We start from the raw sequence: 26,625 nt of genomic DNA, 5'->3' as shown, positions 1-26,625 counted from the left end.
GCGTCGCGTAATTTCCGGCGGGAGAATCCGCCTGCCAAACCAACAACCAAGGAGTGACGGATATGGGTGCGCAGAATGGCAAGGATCTGTTGATCAAGGTGGATTTGACCGGTGACGGCCAGTTCCAGACCATCGCAGGCCTGCGGGCAACGCGGGTCAGTTTCAACGCCGATACGGTCGACGTCACCTCGCTTGAAAGCCAAGGAGGCTGGCGCGAACTGCTGGCGGGCGCAGGGGTGAAGACGGCAGCGATCTCGGGCTCGGGGGTGTTCAAGGACGACAGCACCGACGAGCGCACGCGGCAGATCTTTTTCGACGGTGAGACGCCGGATTTTCAGGTGGTGATTCCGGATTTCGGTGTCATCGAAGGTGCGTTTCAGGTGACGAGCCTGGAATACGCCGGGTCTCACAACGGCGAGGCCACCTACGAGCTGTCGCTGGCCTCTGCCGGCAGCCTCGGTTTTGTGGCGGACGTCTGAGTCATGGCCAATCCGTGGCGGGGAGAGGTCGCGCTGACCATCGACGGGGTGCCGCAGGTGATGCGCCTGACGCTCGGGGCGCTGGCGGAACTGGAAGCGGCGCTGGAGAACGGATCGCTTGTGGCGCTGGTCGAGCGTTTCGAGGGTGGCAACTTTACCACCCGCGATGTGCTGGCACTGATCGTTGCGGGGCTGCGCGGTGGCGGTTGGCAGGGGCGGGCTGCCGATCTGATGGCAGCTGAAATCGAGGGCGGGCCGATGGCGGCGGCGCGGGCAGCCGCCGAATTGCTGGCACGGGCTTTCATGCTGCCCAATGACGGCGGCAATGGCTGAGGTCCGCGTCTTTGACTGGGCGGCGCTGATGCGGGCGGGCCTGCGCGGCCTTGGCCTGTCGCCGGATCAGTTCTGGGCACTGACGCCGGCCGAATTGCAGGTGCTGCTGGGCGAAGGGTCGGGCACCGCCCCGATGGGCCGGGCCCGGCTGGACGAGCTGGCTGCCGCATATCCGGACAGAAAAGGAGTGGACGATGAGTGATTTCGAGACTCTGGAAGAGCAAGTCGATGCGCTGGAAACCTCGCTTGTTGGTGCCAGTACCATGGCGGCGGGATTCAACGCCGAAATGACCCGGATACACCAAAGTTTTGCGGACACCGGCCGCAGCGCCGCACGGTTCGAGTCGACCCTCAGCCGTGGGCTGTCCAGGGCAATCGACGGTGTGGTGCTGGACGGGATGAAGCTGTCGGATGCCTTGCAGACCGTTGCCAACGGCATGATCTCGGCCGCGTACCGCGCTGCGGTAAAGCCGGTGGCAGATCATTTCAGTGGACTGATCACGTCGGGGGTAGGGGGTCTGATGGGCAGCCTTTCGCCATTTGCCAAGGGCGGCGGGTTTTCCCAGGGTCGCGTGATGCCGTTTGCGACAGGCGGCATCGTTTCCGGGCCGACACGGTTCCCGATGCGCGGGGGCATGGGCCTGATGGGAGAGGCGGGACCCGAGGCGATCATGCCCTTGGCCCGGGGGGCCGACGGCAAGCTCGGAGTGCGCGCCGGCGGCAGTTCAGCTTCTGTGACGGTGGTGATGAACATCACCACCCCGGATGTGCAGGGCTTCAAGCGCAGCCAGAGCCAGATCGCCGCCCAGATGGGGCGCGCGCTTGGCCGCGGCCAACGCAATCGCTAAGGGAGAGCGGACATGAATTTTCATGAGATACGGTTTCCGGCGAACCTGAGCTTTGGCTCGGTCGGCGGACCCGAGCGGCGCACGGATGTGGTCACTCTGGCGAGTGGCCATGAGGAACGCAATTCTCCCTGGGCGCATTCGCGCCGTCGCTACGACGCCGGTGTCGGACTGCGGTCCCTGGATGACATCGCGGTGCTGATTGCATTCTTTGAGGCGCGGCGTGGTCAGTTGTACGGGTTTCGCTGGAAGGACTGGGCGGACTACAAATCCTGCAAGCCGTCGGAAACACTGCGCCATGATGATCAGGTCATCGCCCGTGGAGATGGCGCCACGCGCAGTTTTCAACTGACGCGGCGCTACCGATCCGGTGAAGGCACGTACATCCGGCCAATTCAGAAACCGGTTGCGGGCACCGTGCGCGCCGCCATTCAGGGAGACGAGTTGCGTGAGGGAATAGATTACACCGTCGACACGGCACGGGGGCTTCTGACCTTTTCCGAGCCACCGCTGGCACAATCCGTAATCAGCGCAGGTTATGAATTCGACGTGCCGGTGCGGTTCGATTCCGACCGGATTCTGACCAGTGTGGCCAGCTTTCAGGCGGGCGAGGCACCCGATGTGCCAGTGGTCGAGGTGCGCATCTGATGGCCCTGTCCAAGCCGTTTGCCGCCCATCTGGCCACTGGTCTCACCACTGTCGCCCGCGCATGGGCGCTGACCCGGAGGGACGGAGTCACACTGGGGTTTACCGACCATGACGTCGATCTTGTCTTCGAGGGCATGACGTTTCGCGCCGACACCGGCCTTACGGCCATGGCGTTGGCGCAGGGCACCGGTCTGTCGGTCGACAATTCCGAGGCAATGGGGGCGCTTTGCGCCGACGCCATTACCGAAGCGGACATTGCCGCCGGGCGCTATGACTCCGCCGAGGTCGTGGCATGGCTGGTCAACTGGGCAGATGTCAGCGAGCGCGCGATTCAGTTCCGTGGCACGATCGGCGAGATCCGCCGCTCCGGTGGCGCTTTTCAGGCGGAATTGCGCGGCTTGAGCGAAGGGCTGAACCGCCCGATAGGCCGGGTTTTCCAGAAACCCTGCACCGCTGTTCTGGGTGACGCTGGATGCCGGTTTGACTTCAGCGAGCCGGGCTATGTCTACGACGGCGCCGTGCTGGCCGTCGAAAGCAAGACCGTGGTTGTCTTCGGTGTGCTGGACGGGTTTGCGGCGGAGTGGTTCCAGCGCGGTCGACTGCTGGTTCAGAGCGGCGCTGCGACGGGGCTGAGCAGCCCGATCAAGCTGGACGAGACCAGACACGGCCAGCGAAAAATAGAGTTGTGGGAGCCTCTGCGCGCCGATCTGCGCGCGGGCGATCAGGTGCGACTGGAGGCGGGATGTGACAAGCGTTTTGAGACTTGTCAGCTCAAATTCAACAACGTTCTGAATTTCCAGGGCTTTCCGGATGTTCCCGAGGACGACTGGCTGATGGTGTATCCAAGTCGCGCCAAAACTTCGGACGGTGGTAGCCGGAGATGAGCACCGCCGAGCGGATCGTCATGTGCGCCCGTGCCTGGATTGGCACCCCCTACATTCATCAGGCGTCGTGCCGCGGGGCGGGCAGTGACTGCCTGGGCCTGCTGCGCGGGCTCTGGCGCGAAGTCTTTGGCAGCGAACCCGAGCCGATACCGGCGTACTCGATGGACTGGTCCGAGCCTCAGGGCGACGAGATGCTCTTGCGTGCCGCCAACCGCTGCCTGTTGCCGAAACCGCTGAACGGTTCTGCACCAGGTGACGTGCTGCTGTTCCGGATGCGAGACGGCGCGGTTGCCAAACATCTGGGGCTGCAGACCTGCATCGGCGCGGATGCGGCCTTTATCCATGCCTACTCTGGGCATGGCGTGATCGAAAGCGCGCTCAGCGCACCTTGGCAACGGCGCATCGCTGCGCGTTTTGCCTTTCCGAAGGAGGCTGACTGATGGCGACACTTGTACTTTCGGCAGCGGGAGCTGCCGTTGGCGGCTCGATCGGCGGTTCCGTCCTGGGGCTGTCCGCGGCGGCGATCGGGCGTTTTGCCGGGGCCACGCTGGGGCGGGCGCTGGATCAGAGACTTATGGGGCAGGGCGCGGAAACGGTCGAGACCGGCCGCGTTGACCGTTTCCGACTGACGGGCGCCGGTGAAGGCAGTCCGATCGCACAGGTTTATGGCCGGATGCGCGTGGGCGGACATGTGATCTGGGCCACCGAATTTACCGAGATGGTCAAGAAGAGCGGCGGCGGCAAGGGCGCCCCGTCGCAGCCGAAGGTGAAAGCCTTCAGCTACAAGGTCAGTCTGGCACTAGCGCTGTGCGAGGGCGAGATAACCAGCGTGAACCGCGTCTGGGCCGACGGTGTCGAGATCCCCGTGGGCGATCTGAACATGCGTGTCTACACCGGCAGCAAGGACCAGTTGCCGGACCCCGGGATGGAGGCAACCGAAGGCACCGGCAGGGTTCCCGCCTACCGCGGTACGGCATATGTCGTTCTGGAAGACCTTGTGCTGACACAGTTCGGCAACCGGGTGCCCCAGTTCAATTTCGAAGTGACCCGCCCGGAACTGGGCGATGCAAACGACGTGCCGTTGGCGATCCGTGGCGTCGCGATGATTCCCGGCTCCGGCGAATACACTTTGGCGACATCGCCGCAGTACTTGCGATATGGGAGCGGTAACTATGACGTGCAGAACGTCAACACCCCATCGGAACAGCCGGATTTCAACACCAGCCTGAAGATGCTGGAGGACGAATTGCCCAACTGCAAGGCGGTGTCGCTGGTGGTCAGCTGGTTCGGCACGGATCTACGCTGTGGACGCTGCGAGATCGTGCCGAAGGTCGAGCAGAATGAATTCGACGCCAAGAATATGCCCTGGCGTGTTGCGGGGCTCGAGCGGGAAACCGCGACCCTTGTGCCCGAGGCAGAGGGCCGTCCGGTCTATGGCGGCACCCCTGCCGATCAGGCCGTGATCGAAGCCATCCGCCGTATGACAAGCAGCGATCTTGCGGTCATGTATTATCCCTTTGTTCTGATGGAACAGGGGGCCGGAAACGGTCTGCGTGACCCCTATTCCGGGGCGGATGATCAACCGGCCCTGCCCTGGCGCGGGCGCATCACGCTGGACATCGCGCCGGGGCGCGCCGGGTCGTCGGATGGCACCGCCGCAGCCCAAGCCGAAGTCGCTGCCTTCTTCGGCACCGCCGCGGCTGCAGATTTTGAGGTTTCTGAAAGCGGTGTCATCTATTCAGGCCCGAATGAATGGTCCTACCGCCGATTTGTGCTCCATCAGGCCGGCCTGTGTGCAGCGGCGGGCGGGGTCGACTCGTTCTGCATCGGTTCCGAGATGCGCGGGCTGACGCAGATCCGTGACACGGCGGGTTTTCCTGCGGTTGCCGCGATGAAAGCCCTGGCGGCCGAGGTTCGCAGTTTGCTCGGGGCTGACGTCAAACTCGGCTATGCCGCAGATTGGAGCGAATATTTCGGCTACCAGCCACAGGACGGCAGTGGGGATGTGTTCTTTCACCTCGATCCGTTGTGGAGCGATGAGCAGATCGATTTCGTCGGCATCGACAATTATATGCCCGTCTCTGACTGGCGCGACGGCGACACCCATGCCGATGCAGACGCAGGAGCAATTCATGACCTTGACTACCTGCAGTCCAACGTCGCTGGCGGAGAGGGGTATGACTGGTACTATCCCTCGCCTGAAGCGGAGGAAGCCCAGCGCCGCGAGCCGATCACTGATGGTGCATATGGCGAGGCTTGGGTCTTTCGATACAAGGATATCCGCAACTGGTGGTCGCAGGACCATCACGAAAGGATCGGTGGCTTGCGACAGGATCAGCCGACTGACTGGATTCCGGGGTCCAAGCCGGTCTGGTTTACCGAACTGGGCTGTGCGGCTGTCGACAAGGCCACCAACCAGCCGAACAAGTTCGTCGATCCGAAATCGTCGGAGTCGAGCCTGCCGAAGTTTTCCAATGGCCTGCGGGACGAGCTGATTCAGCGGCAGTATCTGCGCGCGATGCACGGGTTCTGGAACAACCCGGTGAACAATCCGGAATCCGACCTGTACGATGGGCGGATGATCGACATGTCCCGCGCATTTGTCTGGGCCTGGGATGCGCGACCCTACCCATGGTTTCCCAACAACGAAGCTTTGTGGAGTGACGGACCGAACTACCGTCGCGGGCACTGGATCAATGGGCGGATCTCGGCGCGTACACTGGAATCGGTTGTGCGCGAGATCTGCGACCGTGCCGGGGTAAAGGCCTATGATACCAGCCGATTGTTCGGGATCGTACGCGGTTACAGCGTGCCGCATGTGGCCGATGCCCGGCGAGCGTTGCAACCGCTGATGCTGGCCTACGGCTTTGACGCGATCGAGCGTGGCGGCGCCTTGCACTTCCGGATGCGCGACGGAAAACATCCGGTCGAGCTAAGACGTGACGACCTGGCGGTCTGCGACGAGATCGACGGAGACCTGCAGGAAACCCGGGGTCCATCGGTAGAGATGTCCGGCCGGGTGCGGCTGCGTTTTGTGCAGGCCGACGGCGACCATCAGGTCGTCGCCGAGGAGACCGTATTGCCCGACGATGAAACCCATGCTGTGGCCGAGACCGAACTAGATCTTGCGCTGACGCGGGCGGAGGGGCGGCAAACCCTGGAACGCTGGCTGTCCGAGGCACGGATTGCGCGCGACACGTTACGTTTTGCACTGCCGCCGTCTAAACTGGCGCTGGGCGCGGGGGATATCATCTCGGTTACCTCGGATTCGGGGGCGACGCTGGCGCGGATCGACCGGGTCGAAGTAACGCATCAGCAACTGGTTGATGCCGTGCGCATTGATCCCGGGCTCTACAAACCTTCACACTTTCCAGACGAGGCGGTGAACCAGCGTCCCTTTGTTCCCGCGGGGCCGGTGATGCCGATCTTTCTGGATCTGCCGTTGATGACAGGCGAGGAAGTGCCGCATGCGCCACACCTTGCCCTCTATGCCAAACCCTGGCCCGGCAGCGTCGCGGTTTACGATTCCGCCACCGACGCCGATTACAGCCTGAACGAGATCATTGCGGCACGCTCCACCATCGGAATATCCCAAACGGCGCTGTTTTCCGCGCCATCAGGCCGCCTCGACCGCGGTGCTGCGCTGCAGGTCAAGATGGATTTCGGGGCGTTGGAGTCGATCAGCGACGCTGCTCTGCTGGCGGGCGGTAACCTGATGGCCATTGGCGACGGGTCATCCGAAAACTGGGAGCTGTTCCAGTTTCGCGATGCAGAAATGATCGGTCCACAGACCTGGCTGTTGAGCCATCGGCTGCGCGGCCAACTGGGCAGTGACGGCATCATGCCGGACGTCTGGCCCGAGGGGGCGCAGGTGGTGCTGCTGGATGGCGTGCCGCAGCAGATCGCGCTGGCGCCTGCAAACCGGCGCTTGGCCCGACATTACCGCATAGGACCCGCGCAACGCGCCTTTGACGATCCGTCCTATGTCGAGGAAGTGCGCGCCTTCGACGGGATCGGCATGCGGCCGTACAGCCCGGTACATCTGACCGTGACCCCATCGAGCGGCAGCTTGCAGGTCAGTTGGGTCCGGCGAACCCGCATTGATGGCGACAGCTGGGACCTGGACGAGGTGCCTCTGGGCGAAGAAAGCGAACGCTACCTGGTCCGGATCCTGCAGAACGATACGGTGATCCGCGAGGCGCAGACCACCAGTCCAGCCTGGATCTACAGCGCGGCAATGCGGTCCGCAGATGCCGTCGCCGGAGACTTCCGGATCGCCGTGGCGCAGGTTTCGGCGCGGTTCGGTCCCGGCCCGTTCGAGGCGGTGACGATCACAGAATGAGGCCGGTGTTGCTCAGTGACCTGAATTTTGCCGCCCGCGCATTGCTGAGCGTTCCGCCCGAAGCCCGGCACGCAGCGGCCAGCCGTCTGCTTGCCCGGGCCGATGCGGCCGACCGGTATCGGCGGCGGTTTCGGCGTGCGCATCCCGACTGGGGCAACGGCACCCTTGTGTCCCTGACCTCCAGCGCGCCCCTTCCGATACAGCCCGACCTGCGCGATGCAGACTACGCGGCATGCCTGATTGCCGTCCTGAGGGCGCTGGCCCGGTCCGCCGTTGACCCCGGCAGCAGGGACCGGTCGGCGCAGGGCAAATCAGTGCCGTGACAGGCATATGTCCCGGGGCATCTTGCGGCCATGAACCGTGGTGAACCGCGTCATCAAACCTTTGCGTTTTCCTGCGCCGATCCTATCTGTTATAAACTCAGGGTCAAAGGAGAGACGCCATGGCTGAGACACGCGCAAAGGTCGCCGCACTGGATCCGGTGTGGGCCCGCATCATGCACGAGGCGGAAGATGCTGTTGCATCCGAACCTCTTCTGGGGGGGCTGGTCCACTATTCGGTGCTGCATCACCCCACGATCGAGCGGGCGCTTGCGTACCGCACCTCGCTCAAGTTGGCCTCGGGCGAGATGTCTGAACAAATTCTGCGCGAGATCTGCGACGAGGCCTATCAGTCGGACCCTGACCTGGCGTTGGCGGCACGGGCCGACATTGTTGCGGTATACGAACGTGATCCGGCCTGCCACCGGTTCCTGCAGCCGTTGCTGTTTTTCAAAGGGTTCCAGGCGATCCAGTCGTACCGGGTGGCGAACTGGCTGTGGCGCGAGGGGCGCCGCGATCTGGCGTATCTGTTCCAGATGCGGTGTTCCGAAGTGTTCGGAGTCGACATTCACCCGGCGGCACGTCTGGGCCGCGGCATCATGATCGACCATGCGCATTCCATCGTTATCGGCGAAACGGCCGTGGTGGGTGACAACGTGTCAATGCTGCATTCGGTAACGCTGGGCGGAACCGGCAAAGAAGAAGAGGACCGCCATCCCAAGATCGGCGACGGTGTGTTGATCGGGGCCGGTGCAAAAGTGCTGGGCAATATCAAGGTCGGTCACTGTTCGCGTATCGCCGCCGGCTCCGTGGTGCTGGAGGAAGTGCCACCGTGCAAGACTGTGGCCGGAGTTCCGGCCCGGATCGTCGGCGAAGCGGGCTGTGCGCAACCCTCGGTCAGCATGGACCAGCTGCTGCGCGGCGGGATGTAGGCGCACTGCAAGCGACGCCGGTTCAGAACCGGCGTCTTGCGCCCTCGGGGTGCCGCGACGGAAAACTGCCGCGGGTGCCGCGATCATCCGTCGAGGTGGCTGCTTCGGTTCACAGCCGGACCATTTCCGGCCGATGGCGTTGTCTGTCTCTCGCGGGGGGCGAGCCAAAGGCGACGGGACCCCTTGGCTCAATGCCGTTTCTCAGACCAGCAACGCGAGCGGATGTTCCAGGTTGTGGGCGACCGCCCGTAGAAATTCCGCCCCCACGGCGCCATCAATGACCCGGTGATCGACGCCAAGTGTCACGGACATCACCGTGGCGGCCACGATGTCACCGTTCTCGGCGACGATGGGTTTGCGCAGTGCCGCCCCAAAGGCCAGGATCGCCGCCTGAGGCGGATTGAGGATTGCGTCAAAACTTTCGATCCCGAACGCCCCCAGGTTCGAGATCGTAAGGCTGCCGCCCTGATATTCGCCCGGGGTGAGGCCGCGGTTGCGGGCGCGTGCTGCCAGATCCCCTGTTTCTGCTGAAATCACGCCGAGGCTCTTGCTGTCCGCGTCACGCACCACCGGTGTGAACACGCCGCCGTCCACGGCCACGGCGACCGCGATATCCGAAGCCGTCAGACGCAGAATGCTATCGCCCGCCCAGACCGCATTGGCCGCAGGCACCTGCTGCAAGGCGCGGGCACAGGCCTTGATGATGAAATCATTGACCGAGAGCCTGAGGCCGCGCGGCGCGAGTTGCGGATTGAGTTCTGCGCGCAGGGCTGTCAGGCGGTCGAGCAGGACATCGTGGCGCAGGTAGACATGGGGCACGGTTTCCTTGGTCTTGCTCAGACGGGCTGCAATGGTGCGGCGCATGCTGGTTAACGGCACTTCGGTGTGGGTTCGGTCGGCATAAAGCCTTTTGACGGCGGCGGCGGATGCCTCGGGCGGCAGGGCCGCAATCGCAGGCGAAATGGACATTTCGCTTTGTGGGGCAGGGGCGGGCGCCACCGCCCGCGCGCCCGGAGCGACGGGCGCCTCGACATCGGCACGGACAATCCGCCCGCCCGGCCCGCTGCCGGCGATCAGACTCAGGTCCAGCCGCCGTTCGGCGGCGATGCGGCGCGCAACCGGAGACGCCGCAACCCGTGTCGCGCTGCCGGACCGCACCGGGGTTGGATCGGCTTTCGCGACGGATATGGGTGTCCGGGTGACCGGGCGGGCATCAGTGGCGGAATCCGGGGTTTCACCGTCCGCCAGCAATGTGGCGATCGGAGTATTGACCCTGATCCCGGCGGTGCCCGCGGCGATCAGTATCGCGCCAATCGTGCCATGAACGGCCGCCTCGAATTCCAGTGTCGCCTTATCGGTTTCGATTTCGGCAATCACGTCACCCGCGGCAATCCTGTCGCCGCTTTGCACCAGCCATCTGGCGAGCGTGCCTTCTTCCATCGTCGGTGACAGGGCGGGCATCAGGATTTCAACGGCCATGTGCCGGCGCCTCAAGTATCAGCACATCAAAGGGTCGGCGCGGTGTCCCGCCCTGATGCAGGGTTGTCAGGGCTGCCTGTAACTGGCGACCGTGGCGCGCGATCCATTCATAGCTTTCCTGATGGCTGGGTCGTTCGCCCGGCCGCAGACCCTGCATCAGCACTTCGGGAACAAGCGCCACGACGTCTGTGCCACCGACACGGACGCGGATGCGGCAGGCTTCGGCCGCGACGTCCCGGCCAAGAACCTCGACCGCGCTCATCGGTAGCAGACCCTGTGCGCCGCGGCGATCACATCTTCCGTGCAGGGCAAGGCCAGCTTTTCCAGGTTTTCGGCATAGGGCATGGGCACATCCCGGCCGGTGCAGTTGATCACCGGGGCGTCAAGGTCGTCAAAGGCTTCCTGCATCAGCACGGCGGAGATGTGGTTGCCAATTGCGCCCACCGGCCAGCCCTCTTCCATGGTGACGCAGCGGTTGGTCTTCTTCACCGAGGCGATGATCGTGGCCGTGTCCAGCGGCCGCAGGGTGCGCAGGTCGATGACCTCGGCGCTGATGCCGTCCTCAGCCAACCGCTCTGCCGCGTCGAGAGCGTAGGTCATGCCGATGCCAAAGCTGACCAGCGTGACATCGCTGCCTTCGCGCCAGATCCGTGCCTTGCCAAAGGGCACGGTGAAATCATCCATCACCGGCACATCGAAGGCGCGGCCGTAGAGGAATTCGTTTTCCAGGAAAATGACAGGGTTGGGGTCGCGGATCGCCGATTTCAGCAGCCCCTTGGCGTCGGATGACGAATAGGGCATCGCCACCTTGAGTCCGGGGATATGCGCGTACCAGGCCGCATAGTCCTGACTGTGCTGAGCGCCAACCCGCGCAGCCGCGCCGTTGGGGCCGCGGAATACCAAGGGTGCGTTCATCCGGCCACCCGACATATAAAACGTCTTGGCGGCGGAATTTATGATCTGGTCCATCGCCTGCATGGCAAAGTTGAAGGTCATGAATTCGATGATGGGGCGCAATCCACCAAAGGCGGCGCCAACCGCAAGGCCGCTGAAGCCGTGTTCGGTGATCGGCGTGTCGATCACGCGTTTCGAGCCGAACTCCTCAAGCAGATGCTGGCTGATCTTGTAGGCCCCCTGGTATTCGGCGACTTCCTCGCCCATCAGAAACACCGTGTCGTCACGCCGCATCTCTTCGGCCATGGCGTCGCGCAGGGCTTCGCGGACTGTCTGGCTCTTGACTGCTGTATCGGCGGGCCAATCGCGCATGGGGGCCGGGGCAGGGGCGGCCACGGTCGCTGCCGCGGACTGTCGCCGGTCAACAGGCGCACCCTCGCCAGAGGTGAGGACGGCGATGGGCGTGTTGACCCGAACGCCGACGGTGCCTGCGGGAATCAGAATGCGGCTGATCACACCTGCGTCGGCCGCTTCGAACTCCATCGTTGCCTTGTCGGTTTCGATTTCTGCCAGAATGTCGCCCGAGGACACGGTATCGCCCTCTTTCACCAGCCATTTCGCCAGGGTGCCGTCCTCCATCGTCGGGGAGAGTGTGGGCATGAGGATCTGTGTAGGCATCTGAAACTCTCCTCAGGCCGGGGCGTCAGCGGTGATATCGGTGGTGAGCACGGCAGGCTCCGGCTCCGGGCTGGTGCGGGCAAATTCCGCAGCCGCGTTGACGATGCCCTTGATTTCCTTGTCGATGGCCTTGAGATCTTCCTCGCTGGCATGGCGACTGCTGAGCAGCAAATCGCGGACGTGGTCGATGGGATCACGTTCCGAGCGCATCTTCTGCACTTCCTCGCGGGTGCGGTATTTTGCGGGGTCTGACATGGAATGGCCGCGGTAGCGATAGGTCCTGACCTCGAGGATGTAAGGCCCTCTGCCAGCCCGACAATGCGCGACCGCCTTCTCGCCCGCCGCCTGAACCGCCAGCACATCCATGCCGTCGACCTCTTCGCCCTTGATGCCAAACGCCGCGCCGCGCTCCCAGAGGGCCGGCAACTGGGGCGAGCGGGTGACGCTGTTACCCGCGACGTACTGATTGTTTTCGATCACGAAGATGACCGGCAGCGTCCAGAGCCTGGCCATGTTGTAGGTCTCGTAGACCTGACCTTGATTCGCTGCTCCGTCGCCGAAATAGACAAAGGTCACGTTGCCGTTGCCCCTGTACTTGTCGGCAAAGGCGAGACCCGCACCGATCGGCACCTGAGCCCCGACGATACCGTGGCCGCCGTAAAAATTGTTTTCTTTCGAAAACATGTGCATGGAGCCGCCCTTGCCGCCTGAGTACCCCCCCGTGCGCCCGGTGAGTTCGGCCATGATGTTGTCGGGGTTCATGCCGCAGGCCAGCATGTGACCATGATCGCGGTAAGAGGTGATACGCTTGTCGCCCTCCCGAGCCGCGGCCTCCAGCCCGACAACCACGGCTTCCTGACCGATGTAGAGATGACAGAAACCGCCGATCAGGCCCATGCCGTACAGCTGGCCGGCCTTCTCCTCGAACCGGCGGATCAGCAGCATGTCACGGTAGAACGTGGTCAGGGTCTCGGCCGAGGGGCCGGTTTGAGCAGTAGCTTTGCGGGCAGCCATGCGCGGGCTCCTCTCGAGGGAAGTCGGATGGTTTAGCGTTCAACCACCCGAAGGGTAAAACCCGGATACGTGCGAGTAAAGCGCGCTGATCGTCGGGGGTCCGAACGCAAAAATTCTTTCAAAGAATTTTTCACCAAATTTTTTTTCGAAAAAATTTTCCCTGGCTCCGGCGTAACGCTTACCGAACGGTGATCTCGTCCGTGCGCATCAGCCCGAGAACGTCGCGGGCCTGCTGGTCCAGAAGGTCCAGGTCGAGGTAATCGTCCGACAGACGCGTGGTCAGATTCTCCATCCTGTCGACTTCTGCCCGCACCTGACGCAGTTCCTCCGCCAGATTCTGCGATTCGACGGTGATTTCCGCACGCCGGAACACGCCGAAATCCCCCTGTACCGCGGCAAAGGTGAAATAGGCTCCGAGGCTGAAGGTGATGGCGAAGAAAACCAGCGCGCCAAAGGCCGGCGGGGTGCGAAGGATGTTCATGTAACTGCCTCTCGGAAGCGCCTCTTGCGGGCGCACCCGGCAAGTATGGCACAGCCCTCTGCGCTTGGGAATCCCCCGGACGGGGATTCCCGCATGACGCCAGGCTAGCCCAGGGCGGCAACGCCCGGCAGTGTCTTGCCTTCCATCCATTCCAGGAACGCGCCGCCGGCGGTGGAAATATAGGTGAAATCCTTGGCCGCATCCGCCTTGTTCAGCGCCGCCACCGTGTCGCCGCCACCTGCCACCGACACCAGCTTGCCCGCGCGCGACAGTTCGGCGGCATGGCCGGCGGCGGCATTGGTGGCGGCATCGAAAGGCGCGATCTCGAAGGCGCCCAGCGGTCCGTTCCAGATCAGCGTTCTGGCGCGCTCCAGAGCCAGGCCCACATGCGCCACGCTGTCCGGTCCGGCATCCAGGATCATCGCATCCGGCGGGCAGTCTTCGGCCTTGACCACGTCATGTGCGGCACCGGCCCTGAATTCGCGCGCCACCACCACGTCGCGCGGCAGCAGAATTTCGCAGCCGCTTTTCGCGGCCTTTTCGGCAATCTCGCGCGCAGTGCCGGTCATGTCGTGCTCGCACAGCGATTTGCCGACATCCAGCCCCTGCGCCGCCAGAAAGGTATTCGCCATTCCGCCGCCAATCACCAGAATATCGACCTTCTCCACAAGGTTGGACAAAAGCTCGAGCTTGGTCGACACCTTGGCGCCGCCGACGACGGCCAGCACCGGGCGTTCGGGGTTGCCCAACGCCTTTTCCAGCGCGCTGAGTTCCGCCTGCATCAGGCGGCCGGCGCAGGAGGGCAGCAGCCGCGCCAGCGCCTCGGTCGAGGCATGCGCCCGGTGCGCTGCTGAAAACGCGTCGTTGCAATAGATATCGCCCAGCGTTGCCATGCCGGCGGCAAGATCCGGGTCGTTCTTTTCTTCTCCGCCATGAAAGCGCGTGTTCTCGAGCAGCAACACCTGGCCGGGCTGCAGGGCCGCGGCCGCGGCCTCTGCCGCCGGGCCGACGCAATCGGCAACAAAGACCACATCAGCGCCCAGCGCCGCTTCCAGCGCCGGCACCAGTTGTTGCAGGCTCATGTCGGGCACGACCTGTCCCTTGGGGCGGCCAAAATGCGCCAGCAGAATGGGCATGCCGCCGCCTGCGAGGATATCCGTGATCGTCGGTGCGATCCGCTCGATCCGGGTCGCATCGGTGACCTGACCGTCTGCAAGCGGCACGTTGATGTCGACTCGCACCAGCACGCGCTTGCCGTCCAGTTCCATCTGATCCAGTGTTTTCCAGGCCATGGCACCCTCCAAGATTGTTGGCCCGAGGTTTGACGGACCGGGCCACAGAGGTCAATCCACCGTCTTGGCATTCGCGGCCGGGCGCAGTACCTAAGGGCCAACGCCTGAGCCAAGGGAGCATGACATGGCCGAGATCAAAGACCCCGAGAACACCATCCTGCTGGAGCTGAAGAACGGCACCGTGACGATCGAGCTTCTGCCCGATGTCGCGCCGAAACACGTCGAGCGGATGAAGACGCTGGCCCGGGCCGGTGCCTATGACAACGTGTGCTTTCACCGCGTGATTGATGGCTTCATGGCGCAGACCGGCGATGTGGCAAACGGCAACATGGAAGGCGATTTCAACCTCCGCGCCGCCGGCACCGGTGGTTCCGAGCATCCCGACCTGCCGGCCGAATTCTCGAAACTGCCGCATGACCGTGGCACCATCGGTGCGGCGCGCAGCCAGAATCCGAACTCTGCCAACTCGCAGTTCTTCATCAACTTCAAGGACAACCACTTCCTCAACGGGCAGTACACCGTCTATGGGCGGGTGATCTCGGGGATGGAGCATGTGGACGCCATCACCAAGGGTGAGCCGCCCGCAAATCCCGACCGCATGGTTTCGGTCAAGGTCGCGTCGGATGCGTAAGCTTGCTGTCACTCTCGCTCTGACACTGGCGGCCAGCCCGGCACTGGCCACCGGTCTCGAAATCGACGTCGCAGGAGCCGCGAACGGCACCATCACCGTCGACCTGTTCGAAGATGTGGCACCCAACCACGTCGCGCAGATCACCACGCTGGCCGGGCAGGGCGCCTATGACGGCGTGGCCTTTCACCGGGTGATCGAAGGCTTCATGGCTCAGACCGGCGATGTGCAGTTCGGCAAGGACGGCGCGGATGCCGGCATGGCCGGCATGGGCGGATCGGATCTTCCGGATGTGGCTGCGGAGTTTTCCGACATTCCGTTTGCACGCGGTGTGGTCGGCATGGCGCGTTCGCAGGATCCGAACTCGGCCAATTCGCAGTTCTTCATCATGTTCGCGCCCGGCGACTTTCTCAACGGGCAGTACACGGTTGTCGGCGAAGTGACGGACGGCATGGACGTGGTCGATGCGATCAAGCTGGGCACCGGTGGCAATGGCGCCGTGGTCGGCGCGCCCGACCGGATGGTCGCGGTACGCGTCACCGACTAGGTCGTCGCAGCCATGGCGGCGTCCCGTTGGGGGCGCTGCCCCGTCGCCCCGTTGAGGGCGACTCCCCGGGATATTTTTTGCCCCAACGAAGCAGGGGGCAAGAGCCGGACCTCGCGACGCTGTCACGATGGCGTGCGCCACCCTGTTCAGACCGCCCTGACTTGGGCACACTCTCCACCTGACTTCGGGGAGGATGCAGGGATGTTCAAGGCGCTTCTGATTTTTCTGACGATTTTGACCGGCGCGGTGGCACAAGCCGAACCGGCGTATTGGCAACAGGAATGGCCACGGACAGATTTTGAGCGCAACAGCGTGAAAAGCTGGGCGGAGATCATCTCGGGCGGGCCGGGCAAGGATGGTATTCCGGCGCTGACCTCCCCGGGATTTCATCCGGTTGCGCAGGAACGCCGGCTTGAGCCGCGCGAACCGGTGATCACTCTGGCGCTGGGCGGCCAGACCCCCCGGGCCTATCCGATCCGCTATCTGACCTGGCACGAGATCGTCAATGACACCGTCGGCGGCGTGCCTGTGGCGGTCACCTACTGCCCGCTGTGCAATTCGGCGATGACCTTTGACCGGCGCGCGGGTGGCGGCGTGCTGAGCTTTGGCGTCACCGGCAAGCTGCGCAATTCCGACATGATCATGTACGACCACGAGACCCAGAGTTGGTGGCAGCAGGCCATCGGCACCGGCATCGTCGGCAAGATGACCGGGACCGAGCTGAGGCAACTGCCGAGCTGGATGGAAAGCTGGGCCGAGTTCAGGCAAGCCAACCCGCAGGGGCTGGTGATGGATGAACCCGCCTACAACCGGAGCTACGGCACCAATCCCTACCGCAACTACGACAGTTCCAAGCGGCCTTTCCTGTATTCCGGTGCGCCGCCACCGCACGGCATTGCGCCACTGGAACGGGTGGTGCGGGTCGGTGACCGGGCCTGGCCGATGACGCGGCTGGCGCGCCTGGGCACATTGCGCGAAGCCGGGGTCGAGATTTCATGGACTGCCGGGCAGGCGTCGGCGCTGGATTCCGCGACCATCGCCAAGGGGCGTGACATCGGCGCGATCCGTGTGCGCGACGGACGCGGGCGGGATGTTCCGCATGACGTTCTGTTCGCCTTTGCCTTTCACGCCTTCTGGCCCGACGGGCAATGGATGCTGGGCCGCTAGCTGCGCGGTTGCGGCTTTGGGACCATCGGTTGCGGTTGATGCGATCTGGCCGCGAGGGACAGGTTTTGCGGCGGATTGCACGCGGGGCGCGGCTATTCGGCGAATTGTGTCGTCGCACGGCATCGTCGGTGGACAGGATGCCAAGGAGGCGCGCGCACGGCGGATCGCGGCGGTGATCCTAGCGCGATAGCCCCGGCGCCGCTGCTGCCTGGCATCCGCCTGAAACAACCAGTGATCCTGGTCTCCGCGCGGGGGCCGCCAGCGCAGTTCGAACCGCCCTGTTTCGGAGCGGATCAGCCGGTTGCGCCACTCTTGCCGCACTGCGGCGCACATGTCCTGCGGAAGGTCACGCGGCAGCAGGCGGCGTGGCCACACCAGCCAGACAGCCGTCACCCGAGCCTCGCTTGTTTCCATGTGGCGTCGCCCGGGCAGTCCCGGCAAAGTGGCGGCAGTTCATCCAATTGCAGATCAACCCCCGGACAACTTCATGGTGGGTTAATGACGACAACGCCCCGTCAGTGTCCGCCGCTTGTGCCGCGCCCGCGCTTTGCGTTCACCGCAGCGCTGCTGCCGGCCCCGGTGCTGGCACCGCCCTTTGCGCTGCTGGCGCTGGTGGAGGTGATGCCGGGAACGCGGTGCATCAGGCCCGCGCGTGTGACCGGTGGCAGCGTCGCGACAGTGAGTATTTGGAAAGAGAAGAAGCCGGACCCCGGTGCCATGTCTTCCGGCAACGGTGTCGGGATGGCGGGCGGAGGCCGGGCCCCCGCCCCGCGATGTTTCAGTCGGTCAGTTTGACCAGCGCATGGCGTTTCTTGCCGGCACTCAGCTTGAGCGGTTGCGCCAGCGTGGCGCTGTCGAGAATCAGGCCGGCATCGGTCAGTGGCGCATCGTCGAGCCGTGCACCGTTCTCGGCGATCAGACGTTTGGCCTCTTTGCCGGACTTCGCCAATCCGGCGCGCACCAGAACCTGCACGATGGAGATGCCTTGGGACACCTCACCCGGGCTCAGTTCGAGGGTGGGCAGGTCGTCTCCCGTGCCGCCGTGTTCGAACACCTCGCGCGCGGTCTTCTCGGCAGTGGCGGCGGCCTCTGCACCGTGGCACAGGGTGGTGACGGCGTTGGCCAGCACGATCTTGGCTTCGTTGATTTCCGCTCCGTCAAGGGCGCCCAGACGGGTGCACTCGTCCACCGGCAGTTCGGTGTAGAGCTTCAGGAAGCGGCCGACATCCGCATCGGTGCTGTTGCGCCAGAACTGCCAGAACTCGTAGGGGCTGCGCATGTCGGCATTCAGCCAGATCGCACCATCGGCGGTCTTGCCCATCTTCTTGCCGTCCGAGGTGGTCAGCAGCGGGGTGGTCAGGCCGTAGATCTCCTGATCCAGCACCCGGCGCGTCAGGTCGATGCCGTTGACGATGTTGCCCCACTGGTCCGAGCCGCCGAACTGTACCGCGCAGCCGTAGCGGCGGTTGAGCTCAAGAAAATCATAGGCTTGCAGGATCATGTAGTTGAATTCGAGAAAGCTCAGCGACTGTTCGCGGTCAAGCCGGGACTTCACCGATTCAAAGCTCAGCATCCGGTTGATCGAGAAATGCCGTCCGATGTCGCGCAGAAAATCGAGATAGTTCAGCTGATCCAGCCATTCGGCATTGTTGAGCATGAGCGCCGGTGTCTCGGCCCTCTCGTAGTCGAGATATTTGGCGAAAACCTGTTTGATCCCGGTGATGTTGTCGTCGATCTGTGCGGCTGTCAGCAACGGGCGTTCGTCGGCGCGAAAGCTGGGGTCGCCCACCTTGGTGGTGCCGCCGCCCATCAGGGTGATCGGCTGGTGGCCTGTCTTTTGCAGCCAGCGCAGGGTCATGATCTGGATCAGGCTGCCGACGTGCAGCGATTTCGCCGTCGCGTCGAACCCGATATAGCCCGGCACCACGCCCTGCATCAGCGCCTCGTCAAGGCCCTGATAATCGGTGCAGTCGGCCAGAAAGCCACGCTCCATCATGACATGCATGAAGTCCGATTTGGGATGGTAGGTCATGGTTGGTCCCCTTTAAGAATGCGGGTAGCTATAAAGCGCGTTCCGAAAAGTGGGAACCGGTTTTCGGACCAAAACGCGCGTGAGGAAAAAGAGCGCGTTCCGAAAAGCGGGAACCGGTTTTCGGATCAAAACGCGCGTGAGGAAAAAGAGCGCGTTCCGAAAAACGGGAACCGGTTTTCGGATCAAAACGCGCGTGAGGAAAAAGGACGCGTTCCGAAAAGTGGGAACCGGTTTTCGGATCAAAACGCGCGTGAGGAAAAAGGGCGCGTTCCGAAAAGCGGGAACCGGTTTTCGGATCAGAACGCGGGACGACGGGATCGACGTTTTTGGCAAGGAAAAAGAACATGTTGGGCAAGGATCCGGTCTGGGCGCTCGGGGCGATGTCGGGGACGTCACTGGACGGCGTGGATGCGGCGTTGTTGCAAACCGACGGCGAGCGGATTGTCGCCTTTGGTGCCACCGGCTACCGCGCCTACAGCGATGGCGAACGCGAGGTGCTGCGCGCCGCCCTGGGCCGCTGGCCGGGCGAGGGGCTCGAGGCGGCACTGCGGGTGGTGCAGTCCGCGCATGTCGAGGTGCTGAGCCGGTTTCCCGGCGCCGGTGTCATCGGCTTTCACGGCCAGACCCTGGCCCATGAGCCCGAGGGCCGCGGAACGCATCAGCTGGGCGACGGGGCGGCGCTGGCCACGGCTTTGGGGGTTCCGGTAGTCTGGGACTTCCGCACTTCGGACGTGCGGCTGGGCGGGCAGGGCGCGCCGCTGGCGCCTTTTTACCATTTTGCCTGTGCCAAGTGGATCGGCGCCTCCGACCCCGTGGCCTTTCTGAACCTCGGGGGCGTCGGCAACCTGACCTGGGTCGACCCCGCGCGGGCGCAGCCCGAGGACGCGGGTGCCCTGCTGGCGTTCGACACCGGTCCGGCCAATGCGCCGATCAATGACCTGATGACGCAGCGGCGCGGGCTCGACTGCGACCATGACGGGGCGCTGGCGGCGACCGGGCAGGTGGTGGACGGGGCGCTCGAACTGTTCCTTGAGGAAAGCTATTTCCTGAAGATGCCACCCAAGTCTCTGGACCGGGATGATTTTTCCCTGATGCTGGATCTGGTGCGCGAGCTGGACGATGCCGATGCGGCGGCAACCATGACGGCGATGGCGGCAGCGGCGGTGATGCGCGGCATGGAGCATTGTCCGACACCGCCCGCGCGCCTGCTGGTGACCGGGGGCGGGCGGCACAATCCGGTGATGATGGCGATGTTGCAGGCCGGACTGGATTGCGAAGTGGCTCCGGTCGAGGCGGTGGGGCTGGACGGCGACATGCTCGAAGCGCAGGCCTTTGCCTATCTCGCGGTGCGGGTGGCACGCGGGCTGGCAACGTCATGCCCCAGCACGACGGGGGTGCGGGCTCTGGTCGGCGGCGGAGAGATCAGCCGACCCTGAGCGGACCGGCGGGGACGGTTCCGCGGTCAGCCGCCGGTATGGCTCATGTGGCGGGACACACGGCCATCCACCGACTGGCGCGAATAGTCGAAATCGTGCCCCTTCGGTTTATGCCGGATCGCGTCGCGAATGGCGTCTTCCAGCGGAGCGTCGGACCCGGGATGGTTGCGCAGGGCAGAGCGCAGGTCGGCGTTGTCCTCCTGCCCGAGGCACATGAACAGCTCACCGGTGCAGGTCAGCCGCACCCGGTTGCAGCTTTCGCAGAAATTGTGCGTCAGCGGCGTGATGAAACCGATTTTCTGGCCGGTCTCTTCCAGCCGCACATAACGTGCCGGTCCGCCGGTGCTTTCGGGCAGGTCGGTCAGGGTGTAGTGCTGACCCAGCGTTTCGCGCAGATCGGAAAGTTTCCAATACTGGCCCAGCCGGTCCTCGTTGCCGATGTCGCCCATCGGCATGACCTCGATCCAGGTCAGGTCCATGTCACGGCTGGCGCACCAGCTTGTCAGCGAGACCAGTTCGTCTTCGTTGAAGCCCTTGAGCGCCACCGTGTTGATCTTGACCCGCAGTCCGGCGTTTTGCGCCGCATCTATGCCGCGCAGCACCTGTGGCAGGCGCCCCCAGCGGGTGATATCGGCAAATTTCTGTTGATCCAGCGTGTCGAGCGAGATGTTCACCCGCCGCACCCCTGCCGCATACAGGTCAGTGGCAAAGCGTTCCAGCTGCGACCCGTTGGTGGTCAGCGTCAGTTCCTTCAGTGCGCCCGAGTCCAGATGCCGGGTCATGGCGCGGAAGAAGGTCATGATGTCGCGGCGTACCAGCGGCTCTCCGCCGGTGATGCGCAGCTTTTCCACCCCGAGACGGACAAAGGTCGAACACATGCGGTCCAGTTCCTCGAGCGTCAGCAGCTCTTTCTTGGGCAGAAAGGTCATGTTTTCCGACATGCAGTAGACACAGCGGAAATCGCAGCGATCGGTGACCGACACGCGGAGATAGCTTATGGGGCGCTGGAACGGGTCTATCAATGGGGCTGTCATGTCACAGAACCTAGTATTCCCGCACGCAATGAGCAAGTATCCTGCACAGAGTTATGCTGAGACAAAGGTCGGGGACGATAGATGATGAAATGGCTTATCCTGACGGCAATGCCGCTGGCGCTTGCCGGATGTGGTGACGGAATTTCCTTTAAGCCCAAAGAGGTGGCGCCGCCGGTGCAGGCGGCCGTGCCGACCCCGGACCCCGCACCCGCCGTCGCGGCAGCGCCCGTGCGCAAGCCGCCGACCGCGGCCCGCACCGCGGCGCAGTTCGATGCGACCACAGCCGAGGAACGCGCGCAGGCAGCGGCCCCGGCCAAGCCCGCAGGCGAAAAGTCGCTGGGCAGCACTGTCGCCTCACTGGGCGATCCGGCGCGCGTCGGTTTCTGGCTCGAGACGCCGCTGGTCAAGGCCGCAGGCAAGGGACGGGTGGTCTACAATGGCAAATCCGCCAACGTCGACCTGATCCCGATCGCCGGACCCGCTACCGCAGGCAGCCGGATCTCGTTGTCGGCGATGCGCCTGATCGAGGCACCGCTGACCGATCTGCCGACGCTTGAGGTCTTTGCCGACGGCTGAAGTCCCGGTGCAAGGCGCCGGTTGTACCGCCGGATTTCGAGTATTTGCAAAGAGAAGAAAGCCTCAGGTCGGCGGCAGATGGCGCTGTGCCTCTTTCAGCGCGTAGGCTTTCATCTGTGGTCCGTGTTCGGCCAGAAACGCGCGGGCGCGGTCGGGGGCGTGTTTCGACAGATCGCGCAGCCACCATGCCACGGCTTTCTGCAGGATGCCGTTCCTGGCCGTGGTATAGCCTGCTGCCCAGCCGAGGATGCGTTCGCGCGCCGCAAGGTCCTGATCCGATGGAAAATTCTGCTTGGTCCAGGGCAGGGTGATCACCAGTGCGGCGCGGCGGGTCCACAGGTGCGGGCTCTGGGTCCAGAGTTCCACCTGGTCCAGCCGACGGGGATCGGCCAGCAGCCGCCGCTGTCCGGCCATGCAGGCGTGATCGGCGATGGCCCAGCTGTCAAAGTCGGGCACCCAGGACTGGATCAGCGTCCAGACATCCGCGTCCTCGCGGATGCGGGCCTGGGTCAGCACCTTGGCAGCGGCGAGCCGGGCCTCGAACACGTCGGTCTGCCAAAGGTCCCGCGCCAGCGCAACACGCGCGGGAATGTCGAGATCCTGCCGCCAGACAGCGGTCAACGCGTTGATCGCCGGATTGGGCACCCCGAGATAGGTGCGGGGCATCTTGTGATAACCGGCCATCTGTGCCGCGCGCCCGGGTTGGGCGGCGGCCTTCAGGGCGTCCAGCGCTGCGTCAGGTGTCATCGGTTCAGGTTCGCCTCGATGCCGGTGGGCGCCCCGTCTATGGTGGTGCGGTTGCGCTCGGACCAGTAGGTTTCGACCCCGTCGGGGCCCTTGTCTTCCGCCCATGACTTCAGGGTGTCGCGATCTGCGACATGGTCGAAGAACGGGATGGAATAGCCGCAGGAGGTCTGCACGGTCTCGACCGTCAGGTCATAGATCTGTCGCGAGCCCGGCCGCGCGCCGAACAGCGCGATCCGCGCCTCCCACTCCGGGTGGTTGCGGTGCAGTGTCCTGGCAGTGCCATAGGCCCGCAGGATCATCGGCCGAGTGGTGAAGGAACACCACATCAGCGTCATCCGGGGATCCTGCGCCAGGTGACCGGCGGTTTCGTTGCCCGAACCGGTGAAATTCAGCCAGAGAATGCGGTTCTCGTCGATCACCCGCAGCGAATCCATCCCCTTGGGCGAGATGTTGACCCGGCCCGACGGCCCGGCAGTGCCGGTGAAGAACACATGCTGCGCGGTTATGAAGGCGCGGTGATCGGATCCGATCCGGTCAAACTGTTTGGCCATCTGCGACTTCTCCCGGGGTGTGACAGTCTATTCGACGGTGACGGATTTCGCCAGATTGCGCGGCTGGTCGACATCCGTGCCCTTGGCGACGGCGGTGTGATACGCCAGCAACTGGGCGGGAATGGCATAGAGCAGCGGGCTGAGAACCGGGGGCACCTCGGGCAGGATCACCGTTTGCCAGACATCCTGCCCGGCCTCTGCGGCACCCGCCGCATCGGTGATCAGCAGCACCTTGCCGCCACGGGCCATGACCTCCTGCATGTTCGACACCGTCTTGTCGAACAGGGTGTCGCGCGGGGCCATCACCACCACCGGCACCGATTTGTCGATCAGGGCGATGGGGCCGTGCTTGAGTTCGCCCGATGCATAAGCTTCGGCGTGGATGTAGCTGATTTCCTTGAGCTTCAGGGCGCCTTCGAGCGCGAGGGGATACATCAGTCCCCGGCCCAGGAACAACACATCGCGCGACTCGGCGATGCGGCGTGCGGCCTTGCGGATCACACCGCCCCGGTCGAGTGCCACGTTCAGGATGCCGGGCAGCGCCCGCAGCGACGCCAGAGTGTCGGACAGGGCTTCGGGCGACAGGCGGCCGCGGTCCGCCGCCGCCTTGAGCGCCAGCAGCAGCAGCACGTTCAACTGGCAGGTGAACGCCTTGGTCGAGGCGACACCGACCTCGACGCCGGCATGGATCGGCAGGGCAAGGTCGCTTTCCCGGGCGATCGAGGATTCGGCAACGTTGACCACCGAGACGATCCTGTCGGCCTTTTCGCGGCAATAGCGCAGCGCGGCCAGGGTGTCGGCGGTCTCACCCGACTGGCTGACAAACAGCGCGACGGTGTTGGCGGTGATCGGCGGCTCGCGGTAGCGGAATTCCGAGGCGACATCGACTTCGACCGGAAGGCCGGCCAGCTGTTCGAACCAGTATTTTGCGGTCAGGCAGGCATAAAAGGCGGTGCCGCAGGCCACCATGGTCATCCGCTCGATCTTGGTGAAATCGAGCGGTTCGCCGGGCAGGATGATGCTGTCGCCGTCGAGATAGCCGCGCAGGGCATCGGCCAGAACGGTGGGTTGTTCGGCGATTTCCTTGGCCATGAAGTGTTTGTAGCCCGCCTTGTCGATCCGGGCCGCATCCATCTGAATCTGCTTGATTGCGCGGTTGGCCAGCCTGCCCTTCGCATCGCGGATTTCGACCGATGTGCGGGTGATCACCGCGCGGTCACCTTCGTCAAGATAGGTGATCCGGTCGGTCAGCGGTGCCAGCGCGATGGCATCCGAGCCGACGTACATTTCTCCGTCGCCATGCCCGATGGCCAGAGGCGAGCCGCGCCGCGCCGCGATCATCAGATTATCCTGGCCTTCGAACAGGAATACCAGGGCAAAGGCGCCGTTGAGCCGGTCGATGGTCTTGCCCGCCGCCTCGACGGGGGACAGCCCTTCGGACATGTGGTGCTGGGTCAGCATGGCGACCGTCTCGGTGTCGGTCTCGCTGCTCGGGGTCAGGCCATGCGCGGCCAGTTCGGTGCGCAGTTCGCGGAAATTCTCGATGATGCCGTTGTGCACGACAGCGACAGGGCCCGCCTGGTGGGGGTGGGCATTGATGGTGGTCGGCGCGCCGTGGGTGGCCCAGCGGGTATGGCCGATGCCGGATTTGCCGGCCAGCGGTTCGTGCACCAGCAGATCGCTGAGATTGACGAGCTTGCCCACCGCGCGGCGCCGGTCCAGCTGACCGTCGTTGACGGTGGCGATCCCGGCGCTGTCATAGCCGCGATACTCCAGACGTTTTAGCGCTTCGACCAGTGTCGGAGCGACTTCGTGGTTACCAAGGACCCCTACAATACCGCACATCAAATAACCCCTTTTCGCAGGTTTTCTTTCTTTTTCTTCAACATTTCGAACAATCTTTTTGCGTGACCGTCTTTGGTCACCTGCGGCGCGCGCGCCAGTGCAAGCGCGCCGTCCGGCACGTCGCGGGTGATCACCGAACCGCTTGCGGTCAGGGCGCCGTCACCGACGGAGACCGGGGCCACCAGCATGGTGTTGGACCCGATGAAGGCGTCCGCGCCGATGGTGGTCCGGTGCTTGAACACGCCGTCATAATTGCAGGTGATCGTGCCTGCGCCGATGTTGCTGCGCTCGCCGATGTCGGCGTCACCGATATAGGTCAGGTGGTTGGCTTTGACGCCTTCGGCAAGTTGCGCGTTCTTGACCTCGACAAAGTTGCCGACGTGCACATCTTCGGCCAGTTCGGCTCCGGGGCGCAGGCGGGCAAACGGCCCGACCACCGCGCCGCGGGACACATGACAGCCTTCAAGGTGCGAAAAGGCGCGAATGCGGGCGCCGGATTCGATGGTGGCGCCGGGACCGAAAACCACATTGGGCTCGATCTCGGCGTCGCGTCCAATCACCGTGTCGAACGACAGAAACACCGTTTCGGGCGCCTGCATGGTCACGCCGTCCGCAAGCAGCGCGGCGCGGGCGCGGGACTGAAACGCGGCCTCGGCGCGGGCAAGTTCGGCGCGGGAGTTGATGCCCAGCGTCTCGGATTCGTCGCAGGTGACGGCGGTGGCGGACAGGCCGCGGGCGCGGGCGATGCCGATGATGTCGGTCAGGTAATGTTCTTCGCCGGCGTTGTCGTTGCCGACGGCGTCGATCAGGTCGAACAGAGTTTCGGCCTGTGCTGAAATCACCCCCGAATTGCACAGGGTGATCGTGCGCTCGTCGACCGATGCGTCCTTGAACTCGACGATCCGTTGCAGCGACTCGCCCTGCATCACCAGGCGGCCATAGCGGTCCGGGTCGGTGGCCTCGAAGCCCAGCACAACGACGTCATGCTGTGCCCGGGCGACAGCCATCGCCTCGAGCGAGGCGTGGCTGATGAACGGCGTGTCGCCATAGAGCACCAGCACGTCACCGTCGAAACCGTTCAGGGCGGGCCTGGCCTGCGCCACGGCATGGGCGGTGCCCAGCTGTTCGGTCTGGATCACCACTTCGGTGTCGGGGTCGTGCGCCTGCGCGGCGATGCGTACCCGGTCGGCGCCGTGACCCGCCACAACGATGATGCGCTCGGGCGACAGAGCGATGCCTGACTGCATCGCATGCAGCAGCATCGGTGCGCCGCCGATCTTGTGCAGGACTTTGGGCAGGTGCGATTCCATCCGTGTGCCTTTACCTGCGGCCAGAATGATCAGTGCGATGCTCATGCCATTTCTCTTTGTTATTTTCCCGCCACCGTTTTATCGGTCCTGTGGCGCAGGGCAAGGTGAGTGTGGTTCACGTTGGATTGCGG

28 protein-coding genes are annotated in these 26,625 nt (G+C 64.1%); 15 read left to right on the top strand and 13 right to left on the bottom strand.

The genetic code is table 11. From position 1 onward, the window contains the following. The first annotated feature begins 62 nt into the window (after positions 1 to 62). The 10 genes from FOY53_RS07520 (at position 63) to cysE (ending at position 8,783) form a co-directional block, all read left to right on the top strand. Positions 63 to 479 (top strand): phage major tail protein, TP901-1 family, encoded by a 417-nt coding sequence (locus FOY53_RS07520; protein ID WP_146587356.1) that lies wholly within the window; start codon positions 63 to 65, stop codon positions 477 to 479. Positions 480 to 482: 3 nt separating this feature from the next. Continuing rightward, positions 483 to 812, top strand: coding sequence for a gene transfer agent family protein (locus FOY53_RS07515; protein WP_146587353.1), 330 nt, complete (start codon positions 483 to 485; stop codon positions 810 to 812). After that, the gene (locus FOY53_RS07510; protein ID WP_146587351.1) at positions 805 to 1,014 is read left to right on the top strand and encodes a rcc01693 family protein; all 210 of its coding nucleotides are present in this window, start codon (positions 805 to 807) and stop codon (positions 1,012 to 1,014) included. Before FOY53_RS07515 ends, FOY53_RS07510 begins: the two co-directional genes overlap by 8 nt. Continuing rightward, a complete protein-coding gene (locus tag FOY53_RS07505) occupies positions 1,007 to 1,660 on the top strand; it encodes an RcGTA-type gene transfer agent tail tape measure protein (RefSeq protein ID WP_146587349.1) in 654 nt (217 codons plus the stop codon). Before FOY53_RS07510 ends, FOY53_RS07505 begins: the two co-directional genes overlap by 8 nt. Positions 1,661 to 1,672: 12 nt before the next feature. Beyond that, entirely contained in the window at positions 1,673 to 2,305 is a 633-nt protein-coding gene (locus tag FOY53_RS07500; RefSeq protein ID WP_146587347.1) for a DUF2460 domain-containing protein, read from the top strand. Then, positions 2,305 to 3,189 (top strand): phage/gene transfer agent baseplate hub protein, encoded by an 885-nt coding sequence (locus FOY53_RS07495; RefSeq protein ID WP_146587345.1) that lies wholly within the window; start codon positions 2,305 to 2,307, stop codon positions 3,187 to 3,189. The genes FOY53_RS07500 and FOY53_RS07495 overlap by 1 nt, the downstream gene beginning before the upstream one ends. Beyond that, positions 3,186 to 3,629, top strand: coding sequence for a C40 family peptidase (locus FOY53_RS07490; RefSeq protein ID WP_146587343.1), 444 nt, complete (start codon positions 3,186 to 3,188; stop codon positions 3,627 to 3,629). Before FOY53_RS07495 ends, FOY53_RS07490 begins: the two co-directional genes overlap by 4 nt. Continuing rightward, positions 3,629 to 7,531, top strand: coding sequence for a baseplate multidomain protein megatron (locus FOY53_RS07485; RefSeq protein WP_146587341.1), 3,903 nt, complete (start codon positions 3,629 to 3,631; stop codon positions 7,529 to 7,531). Before FOY53_RS07490 ends, FOY53_RS07485 begins: the two co-directional genes overlap by 1 nt. A gap of 5 nt (positions 7,532 to 7,536) precedes the next feature. Next, the gene (locus FOY53_RS07480; protein ID WP_246107328.1) at positions 7,537 to 7,854 is read left to right on the top strand and encodes a DUF7742 family protein; all 318 of its coding nucleotides are present in this window, start codon (positions 7,537 to 7,539) and stop codon (positions 7,852 to 7,854) included. Positions 7,855 to 7,973: 119 nt separating this feature from the next. Continuing rightward, positions 7,974 to 8,783, top strand: a complete 810-nt coding sequence (gene cysE / locus FOY53_RS07475; RefSeq protein ID WP_146587340.1) for a serine O-acetyltransferase — start codon at positions 7,974 to 7,976, stop codon at positions 8,781 to 8,783. Positions 8,784 to 8,984: 201 nt separating this feature from the next. On the opposite strand, the gene FOY53_RS07470 is transcribed toward cysE, so the two are convergent. From FOY53_RS07470 to FOY53_RS07445, 6 genes are all read right to left on the bottom strand, one after another. Continuing rightward, entirely contained in the window at positions 8,985 to 10,262 is a 1,278-nt protein-coding gene (locus FOY53_RS07470) for a dihydrolipoamide acetyltransferase family protein (RefSeq protein ID WP_146587337.1), read from the bottom strand. Further along, positions 10,252 to 10,524, bottom strand: a complete 273-nt coding sequence (locus tag FOY53_RS07465; RefSeq protein WP_146587335.1) for a hypothetical protein — start codon at positions 10,522 to 10,524, stop codon at positions 10,252 to 10,254. The genes FOY53_RS07470 and FOY53_RS07465 overlap by 11 nt, the downstream gene beginning before the upstream one ends. After that, positions 10,521 to 11,834 (bottom strand): pyruvate dehydrogenase complex E1 component subunit beta, encoded by a 1,314-nt coding sequence (locus FOY53_RS07460; RefSeq protein ID WP_146587333.1) that lies wholly within the window; start codon positions 11,832 to 11,834, stop codon positions 10,521 to 10,523. Before FOY53_RS07460 ends, FOY53_RS07465 begins: the two co-directional genes overlap by 4 nt. Before the next feature lie 12 nt (positions 11,835 to 11,846). Further along, the gene (gene pdhA, locus FOY53_RS07455; RefSeq protein ID WP_146587331.1) at positions 11,847 to 12,848 is read right to left on the bottom strand and encodes a pyruvate dehydrogenase (acetyl-transferring) E1 component subunit alpha; all 1,002 of its coding nucleotides are present in this window, start codon (positions 12,846 to 12,848) and stop codon (positions 11,847 to 11,849) included. 178 nt (positions 12,849 to 13,026) lie between these two features. Continuing rightward, a complete protein-coding gene (locus FOY53_RS07450) occupies positions 13,027 to 13,329 on the bottom strand; it encodes an FtsB family cell division protein (RefSeq protein ID WP_146587329.1) in 303 nt (100 codons plus the stop codon). A 104-nt stretch (positions 13,330 to 13,433) separates the two neighbouring features. Beyond that, complete coding sequence (locus FOY53_RS07445) at positions 13,434 to 14,621, bottom strand: phosphoglycerate kinase (RefSeq protein WP_146587326.1); 1,188 nt, start codon at positions 14,619 to 14,621, stop codon at positions 13,434 to 13,436. Positions 14,622 to 14,745: 124 nt separating this feature from the next. On the opposite strand from FOY53_RS07445, the gene FOY53_RS07440 reads away from it, so the two are divergent. The 3 genes from FOY53_RS07440 (at position 14,746) to FOY53_RS07430 (ending at position 16,963) form a co-directional block, all read left to right on the top strand. Further along, complete coding sequence (locus tag FOY53_RS07440) at positions 14,746 to 15,252, top strand: peptidylprolyl isomerase (RefSeq protein ID WP_146587324.1); 507 nt, start codon at positions 14,746 to 14,748, stop codon at positions 15,250 to 15,252. Next, positions 15,245 to 15,796, top strand: coding sequence for a peptidylprolyl isomerase (locus FOY53_RS07435; protein ID WP_146587322.1), 552 nt, complete (start codon positions 15,245 to 15,247; stop codon positions 15,794 to 15,796). Before FOY53_RS07440 ends, FOY53_RS07435 begins: the two co-directional genes overlap by 8 nt. A gap of 201 nt (positions 15,797 to 15,997) precedes the next feature. Then, positions 15,998 to 16,963 carry a DUF3179 domain-containing protein gene (locus FOY53_RS07430; protein WP_146587319.1) on the top strand — a complete coding sequence of 322 codons (966 nt, stop codon included), beginning with the start codon at positions 15,998 to 16,000 and terminating at the stop codon, positions 16,961 to 16,963. Positions 16,964 to 17,741: 778 nt separating this feature from the next. Here the strand turns inward: FOY53_RS07430 and tyrS are convergent. Continuing rightward, positions 17,742 to 18,995 carry a tyrosine--tRNA ligase gene (gene tyrS / locus FOY53_RS07425; protein WP_146587317.1) on the bottom strand — a complete coding sequence of 418 codons (1,254 nt, stop codon included), beginning with the start codon at positions 18,993 to 18,995 and terminating at the stop codon, positions 17,742 to 17,744. A 28-nt stretch (positions 18,996 to 19,023) separates the two neighbouring features. Next, positions 19,024 to 19,341, bottom strand: coding sequence for a hypothetical protein (locus tag FOY53_RS07420; protein ID WP_146587315.1), 318 nt, complete (start codon positions 19,339 to 19,341; stop codon positions 19,024 to 19,026). Between FOY53_RS07420 and FOY53_RS07415 the strand changes: the two genes are divergently transcribed. Further along, on the top strand, positions 19,340 to 20,431 hold the full coding sequence (locus FOY53_RS07415; RefSeq protein WP_146587313.1) for an anhydro-N-acetylmuramic acid kinase: 1,092 nt from the start codon (positions 19,340 to 19,342) through the stop codon (positions 20,429 to 20,431). The genes FOY53_RS07420 and FOY53_RS07415 overlap by 2 nt on opposite strands. Before the next feature lie 26 nt (positions 20,432 to 20,457). On the opposite strand, the gene moaA is transcribed toward FOY53_RS07415, so the two are convergent. Continuing rightward, positions 20,458 to 21,465 carry a GTP 3',8-cyclase MoaA gene (gene moaA, locus FOY53_RS07410; protein WP_146587311.1) on the bottom strand — a complete coding sequence of 336 codons (1,008 nt, stop codon included), beginning with the start codon at positions 21,463 to 21,465 and terminating at the stop codon, positions 20,458 to 20,460. A gap of 84 nt (positions 21,466 to 21,549) precedes the next feature. Between moaA and FOY53_RS07405 the strand changes: the two genes are divergently transcribed. Further along, entirely contained in the window at positions 21,550 to 22,041 is a 492-nt protein-coding gene (locus tag FOY53_RS07405) for a hypothetical protein (protein WP_146587309.1), read from the top strand. Positions 22,042 to 22,104: 63 nt separating this feature from the next. Here FOY53_RS07405 and FOY53_RS07400 read toward each other — a convergent pair whose 3' ends face one another. The 4 genes from FOY53_RS07400 to glmU are packed head-to-tail and all read right to left on the bottom strand — an operon-like array spanning position 22,105 to position 26,539. Further along, complete coding sequence (locus FOY53_RS07400; RefSeq protein WP_146587306.1) at positions 22,105 to 22,788, bottom strand: DNA alkylation repair protein; 684 nt, start codon at positions 22,786 to 22,788, stop codon at positions 22,105 to 22,107. Continuing rightward, positions 22,785 to 23,339: a pyridoxamine 5'-phosphate oxidase family protein gene (locus tag FOY53_RS07395; RefSeq protein ID WP_146587304.1), complete on the bottom strand. Its 555-nt coding sequence runs from the start codon at positions 23,337 to 23,339 to the stop codon at positions 22,785 to 22,787. The genes FOY53_RS07400 and FOY53_RS07395 overlap by 4 nt, the downstream gene beginning before the upstream one ends. A 27-nt stretch (positions 23,340 to 23,366) precedes the next feature. Continuing rightward, complete coding sequence (glmS, locus tag FOY53_RS07390; protein WP_146587302.1) at positions 23,367 to 25,184, bottom strand: glutamine--fructose-6-phosphate transaminase (isomerizing); 1,818 nt, start codon at positions 25,182 to 25,184, stop codon at positions 23,367 to 23,369. Continuing rightward, positions 25,184 to 26,539, bottom strand: coding sequence for a bifunctional UDP-N-acetylglucosamine diphosphorylase/glucosamine-1-phosphate N-acetyltransferase GlmU (gene glmU, locus FOY53_RS07385; protein WP_146587300.1), 1,356 nt, complete (start codon positions 26,537 to 26,539; stop codon positions 25,184 to 25,186). Before glmU ends, glmS begins: the two co-directional genes overlap by 1 nt. Between the last annotated feature and the right edge of the window lie 86 nt (positions 26,540 to 26,625).

It is taken from the genome of Puniceibacterium confluentis (assembly GCF_007923445.1).
GTDB classification, from domain to species: Bacteria; Pseudomonadota; Alphaproteobacteria; order Rhodobacterales; family Rhodobacteraceae; genus Puniceibacterium; species Puniceibacterium confluentis.
This window is presented reverse-complemented; position numbering and strand designations above follow the sequence as displayed.